Raw genomic sequence first — 17,474 nt, forward strand, 5'->3', positions numbered from 1 at the left:
TGTCCACCTCGGTGTCGAGGCTGTCCGGCTTCATCGGGACTGCCCTTGGGAGTTCGGCCTGTCTACGCTCCCGGCAGTGGGGTGCAGGCGGTACGGGGACCGGGAGTTGATGTAGGCGGGGCCCTGGTAGGGCAAGGACACCAGGTCGACTCGCAGGGCCTCGCGCATGTGCGCGGTGTCGTGGTGGAACGGCCCGAACACCAGGGAGGTTCCGTACAACTGGTGCCCGTGGTCCATGAGATGAGTGAACGGATCTCCGAAGCGCGGCTGTTTGAGCTTCAGCCACTGCACCGACCGTTGCGGGCGGAACTCATGCGTCGACAGCCGCTGGGCTACGTGTGCGGCGCCGGCCATCCGCAGCGGGTCAGCCCACAGCGGCGACAGCTCCGGCTCGCCCTGGGGCCAGCCGGTATCGGTGTCGGTGAAATGGAGCACAGGCCGGAGTTCCGCCTGGGCCCTGGACAGCATGTCGGGGGCGAGGCGCTGGGCGGCGATGGCGGTCAGCGAGGCGAACTCCGTCTCCCGGGCGGGACTCTTCCGGTGTTCCGTACAGCCAGCGCAGCAGCCGCTTCTGCCCCTCAAAGGCGTGTCTGTCGGCGAGCGGGACCGTCGCGCCCTGGTCCAGGCGCCCACGGCACACGGTGGCATTGTCACCTTCCGGATGCGGGATGCGGGATGCGGCTGGTGAGCGAGGGGGCGGAGGCTCGCCACCGCAGCCGGCACACGCGGCTGTCCCAGCCCCAGGACAGCCCGCTCTGTACTCGCTTGCACCGCGGGCAGCAGTTGCGCAGATACACCCGGTGATCCAGGCAGACGAAGCTCCACGGCAGCTTCCACTCCAGCCGCCACTGTCCGTCCCGGGCGAGGCACTTGGGGCAGAAGTTGGAGTGGCGCCGAAGAACCCACGCTCCGACAACCCACGCGGTCAGGTCCCCTCGATGCTGAAAGGGTGGGGACGGGAGGTTGGGCAAGGCGGTGGCGGCGAACCGCGACAGCAGCATGCCGCCGATCGTTTCAGCGGGTACGCCCGTCGCCGCGGAGAGTGTGTCCAGGGACGAGGGCGCAAGAGCCAGGCCCGCCGTCGTCGGGCGCATCTCCCCTCGGACCGCGAGCCCCAGACAGGCGAGGATGTCCGGCTGGTGGATCCCGTAGAGGAGACCGATCCGGTTGATCCAGCTGGGCAGTGACTCCCGTGCACCGGGCAGGGGAACAGCCGGCAGCCGACGCGGCACCCCGACCTGTGGGGCAGGCGGGCAGACGCCTGGATCCAGCATGAACACGGGCCGTTACTGGTGGTCCGCACCCATGTCCTGGAACAGCTCGGAGGGCGTCACGCCCAGGGCCTTTGCCAGGGCCGGGATGCGGTCGACGGAGATGCTGTGGACGGAGGCCTCGACCTCCGCGTAGAAGGACCGGTCCATCCCCGCAGCGGCCGCCACCGCGGTCTGGGTCATCCCCGCACGCGTACGCAGAGCCCGCAGACGCCGCCCGAAGACCAGCCGCTGAGCCGGGACGCCCGCACCGGAATCACTGTTCGCCACAGACGGAACCGTAGTACGGTCCCACGATTGTAGGAGATCTCCTACAAGATCGAATCGGGAGGAGGAGCCGGTGGACCACCGAGGACTGCCGCGTCGGCTTCCGTCGGTACCGGTTCCCGTCGACGGTGAGTCGTTCCCGTCCTGGCTCAGCCGCGCGGCGGCCGACTGGCAGATCGCCCCGGGCCAGGCCGCGCAGGTGCTGGGCCTGGCATGCCACCCGAGCTACTCGGGGGTGAGGCCTTTGTGGTTCGGCACCGCGCTCACACAGCGAAGCCTTCAGGGCATCAGGGCGGCCACCGGCCTGGACGCGCCGGTGATTCAGGCGATGCAGCTGTCGCGGTATGCGGATACCGTGCTGGACTTCACCGGGCCCGACCAGCCGGCACAGCAGGAGGAGAGCCTGGCCAGGCTCCGCAACCGCGAGTGGGCGCTGTTCACATCCAGCCGCGCGTGCCCGAAATGCCTGGCCTCCGCTCCGGTGTGGCCGCTGTGGTGGCGTCTGGGCATGGCCGCCGTGTGCCCTGAGCATCGTGTCCTGCTGGTGGATACCTGCCGGCAGTGCGATGCGCGTCTCGGTTCCGGATACGCCGGCCACCCCCGCGGCTTGACCACCCGCCGCCAGATGCTCGACCTGGATCTTTGCAACAACCGGCGTTCTGCGAGCAGGAGGCGCAAGGCCGGGTTGTGCAGCCGGAGGCTGGCCACACACCCCACCGTGCCGGTCCCGGCCGAACTCGCCGACCTGCAGCAGCGCCTCCTTGATGTCGCCGACGGCGGCCCCGCGCAGGTGGCAGGCAGCGAGGTGACCGGGGCGGAGTTCTTCGCCGTGGTGCGGTTCACCGCGGCCGTGGTCCGGCTGGTCACCACCGCCGAGGAGATCAGCGCCTGCAGCGCGCTGCCCGGTGCGGCAGTCGAGGCGTTCACCGCCGACCTGCATCAGCGGCAGCTCGCCAGCCTGGGCGGCGGGCGCAGCCAGCTCCAGGCCAGCCCGCCCAGTGCCGCGCACGCCGCCGCTGTCCTCGCACTGAGCGCCCCGGTGCTCTTCGCCGAGGACCGCGCCGCCTGCCAGGGCGCCCTGGCGGCCTGGATGGACCGGGCCGTCGCGCTGCGCCGCAGGCCCGGCAAGAGCGATCCGCTGCGCCCGATACCGCGGCCTGCCGCTCTGGAGCCGTTGGTGCGCGCCGCTATCCGGCCCGCATCCCGCGTCGCTGGCGTGCTGGCCAGCCGCTCCCAGAGCCAGGCGCCGTTCACCGCCCACCACGTGTGCCACCTCGCGGATCCGGGCGACTACCGCGAACTGATCGCCCGGCATCTGCCCGGCACCGCCGAGATCAGCGGCCGGCGCCTGGCCGCTATGGCGCTGGCCCGCCTCGCAGGCGCCACCAGCTGGCAGCGGGCCGCGGCCGCGCTGGCCATGGACCCCCTCAAAGCCGCCCGCGCAGCGAACACGCTGGTGCAGCGGATCGGCGACGCGGGCGCGTTCTGGCAGGACATCGAACGCCTCGGCGCCCGCCTCGTCGAGCACGGCCTGATCGACTATGCCGCCCGGCGCTGGGCCCTGTCCGGCCTGACTGAGGTTCCGCACCTGGTGCTGTTCGCGGTGTGCCACCCCCTGGGGTACGACGTCACCGAGCAGCGCCGCCGCCACGCCGCCGCCTGGATCTGGCAGCACTTCACCGGCGGAGACGTCCGCGACGCCCCCGCATACGCCCCCCACCTGTGGGCCCCGACCGGCATGACTTCCGTCCGCGAAGGCGCCAGGCGCTTCGCAGCCTGGCTCCCCGCATCCGTCGCCTGTGAACTCACCGCACACGGACAGGCGCTCCTCGACGGCGCCACCGAAGGAAAGCGAGGGGCATGAGTCCGAAACGACCCAACACACTGCGGCCCGTACGCAGCGCGGCCCACCCCCTGTACATCCACTACTACGACGCCGACTGCACCGAACGGCTCCTGCCCGCCGACCAGGCCCGCGAGGTGCGCTTCGAGACCTGCATGCCGGCCCGCGACTTTCCCACCTACGAAGGACAGGAACACACCCCCGGCTCCTACTGGGCGGCCAGCAGCGACACGGTCCTGGACTACGAGAGCTTCCTGGAAGCCCGCTGGATGAAGCTCCTCGACTTCGACGCGAAGATCGCCTGCTTCGCGGCCCAGCCCTTCATCTTCGAGGGCATCGACGCCGACGGCTCCTGGACCCACTACCCGGACCTGTTCGTCCGCCGCAGTGACGGCTCCGTGCTGCTGCTGGACGTCAAGAACCCCGAACAGCTCGACAAGTCCAAAGTCCAGCTCCAGGCCCGCCGTAGCGCCACCGCATGCCAACAACTCGGCTGGGACTACCAGATGGTCGGCGAACCGGACGAGCAGCTGTGGGCCACCGTCGAATGGCTCGCCGGCTACCGCAGACCGCTGAACGCCGCCGCCCCCCTCGTGGACATCCTGCTCTTCCGCGCCCAGCACCCGGTCACCATCGCCGAGCTGCTCTCCATCTGGCCTGATCCGGATATCGAACGGGCCGTCACCTACCACCTCATGTGGCACGACCGCCTGCTGTTCGACCTCACCCGCCCGCTGCGCGACCACACCCAGGTGTGGGCCGCACCCGAACCGGAGCACACCTGATGGACCAGCGCCACCGCATCGCCGTCGAAGACTGGATCGATTTCGAGGAAGAACAGCACCAGGTCACCGGCATCACCGGCGCCCTGGTCCGCCTGCGCTCGATCTCCGGACGCCACCAGACGATCATGCTCAGCATCCTGCTGACCGACCCCACCTTCCGCACCCTGACCGCGCCGCCGGCCACCTCCGACAACGGCACCGCGGGCCTGGACCCCGGCGGCGTTCTGGCATCGCTGACGAACAAGCAGGCCCGCGACGACGCCCTGGAACTCGAAGCCCACCTGTACGAGGCCACCACCGGCTTCCGCTCCGGCTCCTCCTTCGACAAGGAGCCCGGCGAGCCCCGCCCCCAGTACCACCCCGACCTCCTGCTCTCCGAGCGAGTCGTGACCAAGGCGGCCGAGCTTGGACTGACCGAGCGCCGCATCTGGCAGCTGCTCGAGGAGTGGGAAGAGAAGGGCCTGTGGGCGCTGGTCGACGGCCGCAAAGCCCGGTTGAAGAACCCGCTGCGCAACATCGACGAGCGGGTGATCACCGCGATCCGCGAGCAGGCCGCCGCCGAACAACGCGACAGTTCCTCCAGCGTCTCCACCCGCTTCCGGCGCCGCACCCAGAACCGGCTCGACGCGGACTACGGCCCCGGGACCGTCGAACTGCCCAAGCCGGACACCTTCCGCCGGGTGGTCAAACTCCTCCTCCACCGTAGTCCCTCCGACCCCGCCTACCAGCGGATCTCGGACGCCAACCAGCCCGACCGCACCTTCGGCAACGTCATCGCCCACCGGCCCGGCCAGGTCGTCATGCTCGACACCACCCCGCTCGACGTCCTGGCCTACGACCCCGCGATGAACGACACCTACAACGTCGAACTCACCGTCGCCATCGACGTCACCACCCGCTCCATCCTCGCCTGGCGCCTCACCCCGCTGGGCACCAAGGCCATCGACATCGGCCTGCTGCTGGCGGACGTCATGACGCCCGAGCCGATGCGCCCCGAGTGGGCCGACGCCCTGCGCTACCAGATGCTGCGCGTCCCCTTCGAGCGTCACCTCAGCGTCGACGAACGCCTCGCCGAAGCCGCAGCGAGGCCCGTCGTCTACCCCGAGACCCTGCTCTACGACCACGGCAAGCCCTACAAGTCCGACGTCGTCAAGCGCGCCTGCCGCAAATGGAGGATCGACCTGCAGGACGCCCGCAAGCTGAAGCCCACCGACAAACCCCACGTGGAACGCCTGTTCGGGACAATCCGGGAACAGTTCTCCATGCACATCGCCGGTTACAAGGGCTTCAACGTCGCCCACCGCGGCAAGCACGTCGAAGAACAGGCCCGCTGGACCCTGGACGAGATCGCCGAGTTCTTCGCCGAGTACGTCATCGCGGTCTACCAGAACCAGCACCACCGAGGCCTGACCCTGCAGGGCTTTCCCGACCTGAACGTCTCGCCCAACGAGGCGTACGCCATGGCGCTCGGAGCGGCCGGCTACGTCGACTGCCCCCGCGACCCCAAGATGTACTACGAACTGCTGCCCATCGCGGATGGCGGCCGCGCTATCAACTCCTACGGCGTCGAGCTCGACTACCTGGTCTACAACGAGGACGTCCTCTACAAGTTCCGCCGTGCCAAGTCCCCCTACGACAACGGACGCTGGCCCATCCGCTACGACCCCCGCAACCTGCTGCACACCTACTTCCACAACCCCCGCAACGACACCTGGTACACGCTGCGCTGGACCAAGGCGCTCAGCGACCTGCAGCCCTTCACCGACATCACCCTGCGCGAGGCCAGGCGTCTGGTGGAACAGCGCGGCGGCGACCCGAAGGACAAGGACTTCCAGGAGCAGATCGCCAAGGCCCTGTGGGACCTGCAGAACCGCACCGACGCCCCCGAGATGTGGACCAAGACCGACCGCACGCGTCACACCCGCGACCGGCACCGCGGTGAAGCCCAGGCCCAGGACGAAGCACGCTCCACCCCCGCGGTCCCCGCCACCGTCCCGCCGCCGGTGCCGGAAGTCGTCGAGCCGACCGTCCCCGCGCTCCACGCCGTCCCCGACTTGCCCGGCGAGGACGACTTCGACCCGTTCGCCGTCCAGCCCGCCGAGGTCTGGAACCCCCACACCAGTCAGGAAGGCTGACCGCAGTGCCCACCCCCTTCCCCTCCGACGACCTGCCCGAAGAGCCGTACGGGCCGGGCGACTTCAGGCACCCCGGCCTGTCCGAGCCGCGCACCAAGGAGGAATGGCGCGAATACCTCGACTACATCCTCCCCCTGCAGCCGGTCCTGCTGCCCCTCGCGGACTACGAGCAGCTTGACGCCGAGGAACGGCACCGGCACAACATGGCCCGCTTCGCCCACCACAGTGCCCTGGTCATCGTCCGCACCAGCCAGATGAAGACCATCCACCACCAGATCCGCCGCCGGATGATGACCAACGCCTTCCAGCCCGCCGGGGCACGGCGCAGCATCGTCCTCGACGGTCCCGCCACCCTCGGCAAATCCACCTTGGTCAAGACGTTCGCGTACGACTTCGAGCACGAACTGCGGCGCAACCACCCCGAACGCTTCGAGAAGCGGTACATCGTCGACGGGCGGCTGATCGACTACACGCCCGTCGTCTACATCAACATCCCCTCCCAGGCCACCCCGAAGGACCTGTCGGTCGCACTGGCGCAGTACCTCGCCCAGCCCTACCGGTCCGGCGCCACCAAGAGCGACATCACCCGCCTCGTCCTGGACAACATGCGCCGCACGGGCGTCGAGCTCGTGATCATCGACGACGCGCACTTCATGGACCTCTCCCTCAAGGAGGGGAAGGTCGTCAACGACCACCTGAAGTTCATCGCAAACCACACCGCCGCCACCTTTATCTACACCGGTGTCGACCTGAAGTACTCGGGCCTCTTCCTCGAAGGCACCGGCGACGCGCGCGTCACCCAGACCGCTGGCCGCAACACCCTGCTCCACATGACCCCCTACCGCATCGGGACCAGGGACGAGAAGGCCGACTGGGTCTCCGTCATCACCGCGATGGAAGACGCCCTCGTCCTGTACAAACACCGGCCCGGCACCCTCGTCGGCCAGTGGGAGTACCTGTACCGCCGCACCGGAGGCAACATCAGCTCTCTCGCGGAACTCATCCGCGAAGCGGCAGCCGACGCGGTCCTGACCGGAGCCGAGCGCATCGACCGGAACCTCCTGGCCAGCATCACGATCAACGAGCACGCCCAGAGCACCTACGAGACCGACTGGGGTCACACCGACCCCACCCCGCCACCTCCTGGCGACACCCAGAACCCCGACGAAGAAGACGGGCAAGCCGAAGCCAGCTAGGGCCTGTATCTGGTTGTGATCAATCTGTGGGGACGCCTGCGTCCTGTGCCGCGATCTGGTAGATCGTCGTGCATGACGCGGGCGCAACTCACCGACGAAGCATGGGAGTTCATCGAGCCGTACTTGCCGATCGGCAGGTTTGGCCCGTATCCCGAGCGGCTGCGGCAGCAGTTCGAGGGCGTGATCTGGCGCTTCAAGACGGGCGGGCAGTGGCGGGAGATGCCGACCGAGTTCGGCGCCTGGTCCACCGTGCACAACCGCTTCAGGCAGTGGCGGGACGCCGGTGTCTTCGAGGCCCTGCTGGAGGGTCTGACAGCCGAGGCCGCCAAGCGCGGCGAGGTGGACTTGTCGCTGGTCAGCGTGGACTCCACCACTACCCGCGCCCACCACGACGCCGCCGGGGTGCAGCTCGACGAGGAGGTGCTCACCGCCCTGGAGAAGGCCGCCGAGGAGGAGAAGACCCAGTCAAAGGGGGCGATGAGCAAGGACAAGACGGGCGATCCGCCGACAGTGACCCCGCCCGGGAGGAGCGACGCCGCCTGCGAAGGCGACACCGACTCCGGCTGAGGGCCGCTCTGCTCGGGCGCTCGCGCGGCGGACAGACCAGCAAGGTCCACCTCGCTTCCGACCGCAAGTGCCGTCCGCTCGCGCTCATCCTGACCGCTGGACAGGCCGCCGACAGCCCGCAGTTCATCCCCGTCCTGAAGAAGGTAAGGGTCCGCGGACCCGTCGGTCGTCCCCGCACCCGGCGCGACGCGGTGGCCGGGGACAAGGCGTACTCGTCCCGCGGCAACCGCGCCTACCTGCGAAGACGCCAGATCAAGGCGGTCATCCCGGAGAAGAAGGGCAGCCGGGGTGGTCGGCCCGTCGGCCACGACATCGACCTCTACAAGGAGAGGAACACCGTCGAGCGCCTGATCAACAAGCTGAAAGCCTGGCGGGGCATCGCGACCCGCTACGACAAGAGGCCCGAAAGCTACCTCGCCGGCCTGCATCTTCGTGCCTCCATGATCTGGATCAAGGACCTCACGCGAACCACCCTCTGATCACAACCAGATACAGGCCCTAGTACTGCAACGGTGCTTGCCGTGACGGTTGGGCAGGTCGGTCGTTTATCAGGTCATGGGTGGGGAACTTGCTGATGCCCGGTCGTGGGCCGGTGAACTGAAGGCCTTGCACGAGCGGTTCGTGCACCGTTTCTCCAGGTCGGAGCCGCGGGAGTCGGCTCTCGCCTATATGCGGGGGCTGATAGCTCCGCTGGAGCGGAAGAACGGCTGGACGCTTGCCGAGGAGGCCGGGCATGGCGGCCCGGACCGGATCCACCGGCTGCTGAACCGGATCGACTGGAGCGCGGACGAAGTCCTGGACGACGTGCGGGACTACGTCGTCGAGCACCTCGGCGATCCGGATGCGGTGCTGATCGTGGACGACACCGGGTTCCTGAAGAAGGGCATCCGCTCGGCCGGGGTCCAGCGCCAATACTCCGGAACCGCCGGCCGGACGGAGAACTCCCAGATCGGGGTCTTCCTCGCCTATGCCGGCGGACGCGGCCGCACATTGATCGACCGCCGCCTCTATCTGCCCACCTCATGGACCGATGACCGCGACCGGTGCCGGGCCGCGGGCATCGACGACACGGTCGCCTTCGAGACGAAAGTGGTGATGGCCAAGGCCATGGTCCGCCGGGCGATCACGGACCGGATCCCGTTCCGGTGGGTGACCGCCGACGCCGCCTACGGCTTCTCCAAGGGCTGGCGTTCTGAGCTGGAGCGGGCGGATGTCTTCCACGTGATGGCCACCACCCGGCATGACACCGTCGTCACCCGCTGGGCCATGGACCACCCCGTTCACGATCTGTTTCCCGGGCTGTCCCGGCAGAAGTGGAAGCGCCGTTCCTGCGGCAACGGCGCCCACGGCCCGAGGGTCTACGACTGGGCGAGGGTCGAGGTCCGTCCCTGGCACCGCGAGGACCGTCGTCACTGGGTGATCGCCCGCCGAAGTGTCCGCCGGCCCGAGGAGATCTCCTACTACATCGCCTACTGCCCGGCCGACACCACACTCGACGAGCTGATCCGCATCGCGGGCAGCCGGTGGGCGGTCGAGGAGTGCTTCCAGACCGCGAAGCAGGAGTGCGGCCTGGACGACTACCAGGTCCGCCGCTACGACGGCTGGCACCGCCACATCACCCTGGCCATGGCCGCACACGCCTGCCTCACCGTCCTGCGGGCCCGTGAACTCGACACCGGGAAAGCAGAAACGGATCCTCCCAGCTCATACCCCTGACCCTCCCCGAACTCAGACGCCTGATCACCCGCCTCACTCGACCCCGCCCAAGCACCGACCACGTCCTGCACTGGTCACACTGGCGCCGCAGACGACAACACCAAGCCCGCATCAGCCACTACAAACGACGCGGCCACACACCACCAGAAGCCAACAAACCATCAGAGCAAAGACCGTTGCAGTACTAGGGTGCGTTTCAGAAGTGGATCTTGATGTGTCAAGATCCACTTCATGGGGCGGCACGATCTGACGAATGCGCAGTGGACGAAGCTGGAGCCCTTGCTCCCGGTCGGCAAGAAGCCTGGCCGGCCGCCGGTGCACACCAAGCGGCAGTTGATAGACGGCATACGCTGGCGCACCCGCGCCGGTGCTCCCTGGCGGGACGTGCCCGAGCGGTACGGCCCGTGGGAAACGGTCTACGGCCTGTTCCGGCGCTGGCAGCGGGATGGCACCTGGCACCGTATCTTCGAGCAACTGCAGGCTCAGGCCGACGCCGAAGGACTGATCACCTGGGACGTCTCGGTGGACTCGACCATCGCCCGCGCCCACCAGCATGCGGCTGGTGCTCGCAATCTGCAGATCGAGCCGCCGGGTGGTGTCTTCACCGAGCCCGAGGACCACGGGCTCGGACGCTCCCGGGGCGGGCTGACCACCAAGCTCCACCTGGCGGTCGAGCAGGCCCAGAAACCGATGTCGCTGGTCATCACGGCCGGACATCGCGGCGACTCCCCGCAGTTCGAGGTGGTCCTGGGGCGTATCCGGGTGCCCAGGCTCGGGCCGGGCCGCCCGCGCACCCGGCCGGACAAGGTCCGCGCCGACAAGGCGTACGGGTCCCGCGCGAACCGCGCCTACCTGCGCAAGCGCGGTATCCGATGCACCATCCCGGAGAAGCGCGACCAGATCGCCAACCGCAAGAAACGCGGCTCCCAGGGTGGCCGGCCACCCACGTTCGACAAGGCCGACTACAAGGAGCGCCACGCGGTGGAATGCGGAATCAATCGCCTCAAACGCCACCGCGCGGTCGCCACGAGATACGACAAGCTCGCCGTCCGCTACGAAGCGACCGTGCCGATCGCAGCCATCAACGAGTGGCTGTGACCAGCACTTTCAAAACGCACCCTAGATCCACACCCTGTGCCGCCGAAGAATGAGCCTCTACCTGAAGGCCGACCGGAAGCGGGCCGACGCGCCTCCCGGGCTCACCCGGGAGGCGACGGGGCTCGGCAGCTCGGGAAGCGGTACGAAATACCCCGACGGCGCGCTGATCGAATGTGATCGAGGATGCATTGAATTGTCTCTTCGCCGCCAGTGAGGATCGAAGCATGACGGAAATCGACCCCTGATGATCGCAATGCTATGTGCGCAAAAATGACTTTGCATAGAGGGGCTTGAGGGGCCAGCCCCCCTGTTCGGCGCGGTAGTTTCCTTTCAGGCCCGCTCGAGGGCCCGCCCGGGAAGTGTGCATCCACGTCCCCGGGGACGAACAGATCGACAAGGAAACAAACAAATGATCGAACCGATTCGCCGAGGGCGCCTGCAGCTGCCCTCCGGGCAATTTAACGGTACCAGTTTCAATATTGTCCCCGTGGGGATTCACGCCGACCCGGGAGGCCATGTAGCGGTGCGGCTGAGTGCTGTTCTCGCCGCCTTCGTCCTCACGTGGACCGTGGTCTCCGGCACCGCAGTTGACACGGTCCAGTCCGCCTTCATCGTCACCATGCTCGGCTTCGCCTGGCATGCCGGTGTCCACTTCAGCTGGGGCCTGGGCGAGTAGCCCTGGGCATTTCGGCCTCGCGTTCCCATTGAGCGCGAGGCCCATTCCCTTTGCCGCCTGTACATGCGGCATTGAGCACAGGGGCCGGCGCAGCGGTCCCGCGCCCTTGAGGAGCCCTCATTCTCTTCTCCCCTCGTTCCGCTGTGCCGCAGAGCGGTCTCCCCATTCGCTACCCCGTGCCGACGACGGTTGCTGCGGTGGCCGCGGACCTGGGGTTCGCGGCCTTCGTCGAACGGAACCGGCCGCGCTACATGCGCTACGCCGGAGCTCGCCTGCCTGCTGAGGTGGGTTCTTCGGCCGTTGTAAGCACCACGCTGATATCCGCCCGGGAGCGCTGGGGCTGGTTGTTGAGCCAGCCCTGCCCCGCGGCCGAGGTCTGGCAGGAACTTCGCCTTCGGGTGGGCTGGCAGGCCGACCGCACCGCGCCGCACGATCCGGCCCTGACCGCGTTGTACGGACAGCTTCCGGACGGGTGCGCCGACAGCGTGGTGCTGTGCTGCCGACTTGGCTTTGACGTCGACGAGGCGGCCGAGCTGATGGGTGCCGAATCGCCCACGATCGAAGCGGCCCTCACTGTCGCGCAGCGCGCGCTGCCGTATCTCGTCGAGGGGAGGCGCCTCTGACTCACCTGTGAATTCCTCCGGCATATTCGCTCTCTGGCCACGCTCGCTCGGATGCGCCACTTTCTGCCAGCTTGTGCCACCCTTCACCCGTACCGGCGGTGGTGCAGTTGCGTGCTGCCCTTCTAGGATGGGCAACTTCACTCCGATCGGGGCGGAATCGGTTAGGGGACGGGCCGTTGGTGGAGAGAAAGCATGTCGATTTGTCGGTGCCGAGTGCGGCGCGGATGTACGACTGGCTGCTGGGTGGCAGCAATAATTTCGAAGTAGACCGGGTTGCCTGCCAGTTATTGCTGGAGGTGGCGCCCACGTCGCGTGAGATCGCTCTGAACAACCGGTGGTTCCTTCAGCGTGTGGTCCGGGTGCTGGCCGAGGAGCACGGGATCAAGCAGTTCATCGACTTCGGTTCCGGCCTCCCGACCCAGCGGAACGTGCATCAGATCGCGCAGGAGGCCCACCGCGAGTCACGGGTCGTCTATATCGACACCGATCCGGTCGTCCTGGCGCTGGGCCAGTCTCTGCTGGATGAGAACGACAACACCGCGCTACTGCCGGTCGACATGACGGACACCGACACTATCTTCGGTCACCCGGACTTCACGCGGCTCATCGACTTCACCCAGCCGGTGGCCGCCCTGTTCGTCTCCGTGCTGCACTGCCTGCCTGACAGTGCCGGTCCCAAGGCTCTGGTGGAGCGGGTGGCCGACAGGCTCGTCCCGGGCAGTTTCGTCGTTGTGTGTCAGCTGGTGAGCGACGACCCGAAGGTCCGCGACGAGGTCACCGAACTCATGCGGACCCAGACCGGGGGCAACTGGGGAAGGGTTCGCGAGAAGGCGGACGTGGAGGAGATCTTCGAGAAGCTCCTCGTAGAGGAGCCAGGTCTCGTCGATGTGACCGACTGGCGACCTGACTCCGAGATCCAGCAGCGCCAACGCAGCGTCGAGTGGACGGAGTTCGGCGGGCTGGGGAAGGTGCCGTCCGGGAGTAGGCCCGGGGGCGCCGGCTAGGAGTACCGCTTGACGGCTGCCTCCAGCATGCGCCGGCTGTCCGCCGGTGAAGCGCACGCCTCACCCTGGATGCGCAGGAGCAACTGAAGGTGCCGCTCGAACTCGTTGTCCTTGGTCGGCCACGGCTTCGTGCGTTCCTCGGCGCTCCGTGCGGGCTTGTTGTAGTAGTCGGCCTTGCCGTAGCCCTCGACGTAGACGAGGTCGGGCAGTCCGCCGCGGCCGAACTGGAGGTGGGCCATGCCGCCCGCCATCGATGCCTCGTTGCCCGCGATCATGCGGTCGAGGAGCACGAACCGGAGGGTGAGGTGAGGGAGGTCAGCTATCTCAAGCAAGTGGAGCATCTGCTCGAGCATCACCTCGTTGGGGCCGACCCGTCGGAGCAGGACGGACTCGTCCATCAGGAATACGCAGCGTGGCGGGTCGGCCTGGCCGAAAACCCGCTCTTGGCGCTCCCGGCGCAGAGCGACGCGCATTGCCATCTCCGGGCTGTCCCACTCGCTGATGTGCAAGCCGGTGCGGATGATGCAGTTCGCGTACTCCGGTGTCTGCAACAGGCCCGACACCAGGCGCACGTCATATGTGGTGAGCACGATGGCCATGGACTCAAGGCCGAGGAGCCGGCGCAGGTACTCGGCTGTGAAGTCACCGAACCTGCTCTGAAACCACTCCGGCTCCTCGGCGCGGGAGAGCAGCATCGTCAGCTCGTCCCGCGCCGGGCTGTCGAGCTTCAGTTGATTCATCACCGCTTCGACCGTCCGCCGCTCGGGCGTGGTTTCCGCATTCTCCAGGCGGCTGATTGTTGAGTTCGAAACGAGGATCGCTTTCGCCAGGGCTGTCTGCGTGAGGCCGGCCTTATCACGCAAATCCTTGACGGCAAGTCCAAGCATGATGTGGGCCGCTGTCTTTGTTGCGTCTGGCCCGGCAGTGCGCCGGGCCAGACGGATGATCGGAATCGGATCCGGGGACACGCCTTCTCCTTCAACGGGCAGTCGTATTCACATGATGACACGCCCGAGCTGAAGGTGGCGGCCGAACTTATGTACGCCGATGCCTAGTTGAGGGTGCAGAGGGCGTCGAACTCGCCCTTCTTGGCGCCATCGATGAACGCTTCCATCTCCGCGCTGGAGACGATCAGCGCTGCCCCGGCGGGATCGGTCGAGTTACGGATCGCGATGCGGCCCTGGGGGAGCTCGGCGAGCTCGATGCACATGCCGTTCGCTTCGGACATGCGGCTCTTGACCCATTGCCCCGGGATGAGGTCAGCGGCCATACCGTTCGTGAAGTTCTGCATCGAAGAGGCACCCTCTCTGTTCGATAATCCCATTTTTTCTACCTTCCTCCTCGCGGCCACGAGACTGCACAGGTGAAAGCCCCATGAAATCCCGTGATGCAATTTCATGGCCCGGCGTGGATGGAATGCTAGCGGCCCAAATTCGAACAAGGATGTCCCACGTACGGGTGGGTCGCTCAGCCCCGGAGGCCTCTCGTGGCCGCCAGGCAAGCGTGGTGCCACGGCGACTTCCATGCGGAAGCAATGGCCTGCGTACCCGTCCGCGACCGCGCCCTGGAAGGCCACCTGCTCGCAAGCGCGGCAAGACCATCGGGGGCGCGGGCCTTACCGAAGACCACATGCTCTCTGTGGCCTCCACCTGCGTGAGCAGGAGATGAGTCTGCGCGACATCGCCGCCCGGCTCGTCATCACCAAGGGCGCGAAGAAGGGTCAGGACCTGCCGCCCGCGACCGGCCATGCGGATACTCCGCGAGCACAACGAGCAGATGGCCGCGATGGAACCCGCGCCCTGACCTGCGGACCACTCCCTAGCGTTGCTCTTCCGGCGGGAGCTACCGGGACCCCTTGTGACGACAGCCCAGCGGCCACTCAGCGTAGGACTACGGAGAGTGGCCCCGGCGCGGGTTGCGCCCAGAGGGCGTGTAGCGCACTGAAATCATTCGTGCGTCGGGTGTGACTCAAGTCACCGCACAAATGATTTCAGCGCCCAGGTCAGAGACACGCCCACTGCAATCTTTTGTGCGTCCCGACATCAAGGTAGGTGACGTACTCACGGGCTGCGTCACCCAAAGCGGACGCTAGATGCAGATTCACTGAGACGTATCACCGCGACGTGCAGATTCGCTGAGACGAAGTTGATTTGGTGCAACTTAGATGAGATCCACGTCAGCTTCGTTGAGACAGGTCAGTTGCTGGACCGATTGACGATTGCCATGCGAACTATTCCGATATATCATTGACGTATCGCGACAGATCAACGATGGAAGGAGCGTAGCGATGCGTTCACATGGACAAGGCCAGGATCACGAACACGGCCGAGGGCATGGGCACTGCGGGCCCGGCCATCAGGGTCGGGGCGAGTACGAGGGGCGGCGCGGGGCCTTCGGTCCGTTCGGGCCGCCGTTCGGCGGGCCCTTCGGAGGCGGCCGCGGCCGTGGCGGCGGTCGGGGACGGGCGCGGCGCGGTGACGTGCGTGCCTCAATCCTGGCGCTGCTGAAGGACCGGTCGATGCACGGTTACGAGATGATCCAGGAGATCGGCGAGCGCAGCGGCGGGGCCTGGCGGCCCAGCCCCGGCTCGGTCTATCCGACACTCCAGCTGCTCGAGGACGAAGGTCTGATCACCAGCGCGAGCGACGGCGGCAAGAAGCTGTTCACGCTCACCGACGCGGGGCGCGCCGAGGCCGAATCGGGGCCGGAGGCTCCGTGGGAAGAGGCCGGCCGCGGTGTCGACTGGGAATCCGTCAATGAGGTCCGGCAGGCCGGGTTCGGTCTGATGGAGGCGTTCGGGCAGGTCTGGAAGACCGGCTCCGCCGAGCAGCGGCAGAAGGGCGTCGCCGTCATCAACGAAGCCCGTAAGAAGCTCTATCTGATCCTTGCCGACGAGCACTGACCCGTGATGCGAGAAGGGCCCCGCGCAGCCGCGCGGGGCCCTTGCTCGTGCTGCCGGCGTTCTGGTGCTGTCGGTGTCCTGGTGCGGCCGCTTGTCCTCGCGCTGCCGCTGTCCTCCTGTGGCTGGTGGAGGGGTCAGGCGATGAGTCCGCCCAGCTTGCGGAGCGACTCGTGGAGCGCGGCGGTCGCCGAGTCCTTGAGCTTGCCGGCCATCAGGGACACGGCCGCGCCGGTGAACTCCCCGTCGATGCGTACCTTCGTGCCGGCGCCGTCCGGTGTGAGCGTGTAGCGGTTGCCGACGCTGACGCCCATCGGGCCCTTGCCTCTGATCCCCAGCACCCGGCCGGCCTCGAGCTCCTCCACGGTCCAGGCCACTTCGGCGGGGAACCCCATGAGTTTCATGTTCTCCTCGTAGGTGGCTCCCAGCTCCAGCGACGCGGGCCCGCCCTTGGGGAAGCTGGTGTGGGTGGCGTTCCACTGGCCGTACGTCGTGAAGTCCGTCAGCTGGGCCCAGACCTTCTCGGCCGACGCCTCGATACGGGCCTCCGCACTGACTTCGGCCATACGACCACCCCTTCTCGTCCGGTTACGGTGTCGCGGAACGTAGCGGGAGCCGTCCGAACATTCAATGCTGATGAACTGTCAGATCTGCTCGATCAGCTGCACCTGCCGGATCTCCGGGCGTAGGGCAAGGCGGCGCGCGCCCCTGGAAGAGAACTGTCGCAATCTCATCCGTAAGGAGGAGGAACCGGTCGCGCGTGCCCAACCTCCGTGGGAGGGGCAAATCGGTCCCCGCGGGGACGCCCGGGCCTCGGGGAGCTGATGAGGTAGGAGATGTGCACAGCCCTACCCCGCGGGTGCCCCAGCAACCCGCCGCGACCCGTACAGCGATCGAATCCAGACTCACCGCGGAGTTGGCCTCGGTGGCCGCGGGTGCGCGCCGGAGGGTGCTGCGCGACGGCGATCGTCAGATCGACACGGCTCATCTGCTGCACTCGCTGATCGAATCGGATCCGGAGGTCCGCACCGCTCTTGGCGAGGGAGCGCAGGTCGCGCGGGTGCTCGGCTACCTCGTCCAGCGAAGCATCGGATACGGCCTGCGCTGGCAGGGCTCGGTGGAGAACTCCGGCGCGGTTGCGGTCGTACGGGAGGCGCATGTGCCGGGATGGTCTCCCTCGGCGGTCACCGCCATGGAGAGGGCCGTGGAGCGGGCCGAGCTGCGCGGCGAACCGAGGGCCCGCGGCATGGATCTGCTCGGCTGCCTCGCCGCGGACCGTGCATACCGGGCGGTGGAGGTGCTCGAGCGGGCCGGGGTGGATGCGGAACTGCTGGCCGAGCGGATAACCGAGGCATCTCGACATGTGTCACGGGGGTGACGGTCCTGACTCACGC

18 protein-coding genes and 1 pseudogene are annotated in these 17,474 nt (G+C 67.5%); 13 read left to right on the forward strand and 6 right to left on the reverse strand.

The window, feature by feature from the left end:
- Window positions 1–30: 30 nt before the first annotated feature.
- From OG883_RS33970 to OG883_RS33980, 3 genes are all read right to left on the reverse strand, one after another.
- Window positions 31–582 (reverse strand): hypothetical protein, encoded by a 552-nt coding sequence (locus OG883_RS33970; protein WP_266549796.1) that lies wholly within the window; start codon window positions 580–582, stop codon window positions 31–33.
- A gap of 68 nt (window positions 583–650) precedes the next feature.
- Window positions 651–1,274: a TniQ family protein gene (locus OG883_RS33975; protein WP_266549799.1), complete on the reverse strand. Its 624-nt coding sequence runs from the start codon at window positions 1,272–1,274 to the stop codon at window positions 651–653.
- A gap of 12 nt (window positions 1,275–1,286) precedes the next feature.
- Window positions 1,287–1,541: a helix-turn-helix domain-containing protein gene (locus OG883_RS33980; protein WP_266549802.1), complete on the reverse strand. Its 255-nt coding sequence runs from the start codon at window positions 1,539–1,541 to the stop codon at window positions 1,287–1,289.
- Between the two features lie 70 nt (window positions 1,542–1,611).
- On the opposite strand from OG883_RS33980, the gene OG883_RS33985 reads away from it, so the two are divergent.
- The 11 genes and pseudogenes from OG883_RS33985 (at window position 1,612) to OG883_RS34035 (ending at window position 13,181) form a co-directional block, all read left to right on the forward strand.
- Window positions 1,612–3,402, forward strand: a complete 1,791-nt coding sequence (locus OG883_RS33985; protein ID WP_266549804.1) for a TniQ family protein — start codon at window positions 1,612–1,614, stop codon at window positions 3,400–3,402.
- On the forward strand, window positions 3,399–4,166 hold the full coding sequence (locus OG883_RS33990; protein WP_266549806.1) for a TnsA-like heteromeric transposase endonuclease subunit: 768 nt from the start codon (window positions 3,399–3,401) through the stop codon (window positions 4,164–4,166). The genes OG883_RS33985 and OG883_RS33990 overlap by 4 nt, the downstream gene beginning before the upstream one ends.
- Window positions 4,166–6,301: a transposase gene (locus OG883_RS33995; protein ID WP_266549809.1), complete on the forward strand. Its 2,136-nt coding sequence runs from the start codon at window positions 4,166–4,168 to the stop codon at window positions 6,299–6,301. Before OG883_RS33990 ends, OG883_RS33995 begins: the two co-directional genes overlap by 1 nt.
- 5 nt (window positions 6,302–6,306) lie before the next feature.
- Window positions 6,307–7,497, forward strand: coding sequence for a TniB family NTP-binding protein (locus tag OG883_RS34000; RefSeq protein WP_266549812.1), 1,191 nt, complete (start codon window positions 6,307–6,309; stop codon window positions 7,495–7,497).
- Between the two features lie 72 nt (window positions 7,498–7,569).
- A pseudogene (locus OG883_RS34005) lies at window positions 7,570–8,543 on the forward strand (IS5 family transposase).
- A 76-nt stretch (window positions 8,544–8,619) separates the two neighbouring features.
- A complete protein-coding gene (locus OG883_RS34010) occupies window positions 8,620–9,780 on the forward strand; it encodes an IS701 family transposase (protein ID WP_266533120.1) in 1,161 nt (386 codons plus the stop codon).
- A gap of 231 nt (window positions 9,781–10,011) precedes the next feature.
- On the forward strand, window positions 10,012–10,878 hold the full coding sequence (locus OG883_RS34015; RefSeq protein WP_266533123.1) for an IS5 family transposase: 867 nt from the start codon (window positions 10,012–10,014) through the stop codon (window positions 10,876–10,878).
- A gap of 49 nt (window positions 10,879–10,927) precedes the next feature.
- On the forward strand, window positions 10,928–11,092 hold the full coding sequence (locus tag OG883_RS34020) for a hypothetical protein (protein WP_266533125.1): 165 nt from the start codon (window positions 10,928–10,930) through the stop codon (window positions 11,090–11,092).
- 273 nt (window positions 11,093–11,365) lie between these two features.
- Complete coding sequence (locus tag OG883_RS34025; protein WP_266533127.1) at window positions 11,366–11,554, forward strand: hypothetical protein; 189 nt, start codon at window positions 11,366–11,368, stop codon at window positions 11,552–11,554.
- Between the two features lie 197 nt (window positions 11,555–11,751).
- On the forward strand, window positions 11,752–12,177 hold the full coding sequence (locus tag OG883_RS34030) for a hypothetical protein (protein ID WP_266533129.1): 426 nt from the start codon (window positions 11,752–11,754) through the stop codon (window positions 12,175–12,177).
- A gap of 179 nt (window positions 12,178–12,356) precedes the next feature.
- Window positions 12,357–13,181 carry an SAM-dependent methyltransferase gene (locus OG883_RS34035; RefSeq protein WP_266541112.1) on the forward strand — a complete coding sequence of 275 codons (825 nt, stop codon included), beginning with the start codon at window positions 12,357–12,359 and terminating at the stop codon, window positions 13,179–13,181.
- On the opposite strand, the gene OG883_RS34040 is transcribed toward OG883_RS34035, so the two are convergent.
- Both OG883_RS34040 and OG883_RS34045 read right to left on the reverse strand, forming a co-directional pair.
- A complete protein-coding gene (locus tag OG883_RS34040) occupies window positions 13,178–14,068 on the reverse strand; it encodes a helix-turn-helix transcriptional regulator (RefSeq protein ID WP_266533132.1) in 891 nt (296 codons plus the stop codon). The two genes, OG883_RS34035 and OG883_RS34040, sit on opposite strands and share 4 nt — an antisense overlap.
- 164 nt (window positions 14,069–14,232) lie before the next feature.
- Window positions 14,233–14,472 carry a DUF397 domain-containing protein gene (locus OG883_RS34045; protein WP_266533135.1) on the reverse strand — a complete coding sequence of 80 codons (240 nt, stop codon included), beginning with the start codon at window positions 14,470–14,472 and terminating at the stop codon, window positions 14,233–14,235.
- A 996-nt stretch (window positions 14,473–15,468) separates the two neighbouring features.
- Between OG883_RS34045 and OG883_RS34050 the strand changes: the two genes are divergently transcribed.
- Entirely contained in the window at window positions 15,469–16,083 is a 615-nt protein-coding gene (locus tag OG883_RS34050) for a PadR family transcriptional regulator (protein WP_266549815.1), read from the forward strand.
- A 134-nt stretch (window positions 16,084–16,217) separates the two neighbouring features.
- Here the strand turns inward: OG883_RS34050 and OG883_RS34055 are convergent, their stop codons facing one another.
- Window positions 16,218–16,646, reverse strand: coding sequence for an SRPBCC family protein (locus OG883_RS34055; RefSeq protein ID WP_266549818.1), 429 nt, complete (start codon window positions 16,644–16,646; stop codon window positions 16,218–16,220).
- A gap of 272 nt (window positions 16,647–16,918) precedes the next feature.
- On the opposite strand from OG883_RS34055, the gene OG883_RS34060 reads away from it, so the two are divergent.
- Window positions 16,919–17,458, forward strand: coding sequence for a Clp protease N-terminal domain-containing protein (locus OG883_RS34060; RefSeq protein WP_266549820.1), 540 nt, complete (start codon window positions 16,919–16,921; stop codon window positions 17,456–17,458).
- Window positions 17,459–17,474: the final 16 nt, after the last annotated feature.

Source organism: Streptomyces sp. NBC_01142 (assembly GCF_026341125.1).
Lineage (GTDB): Bacteria > Actinomycetota > Actinomycetes > Streptomycetales > Streptomycetaceae > Streptomyces.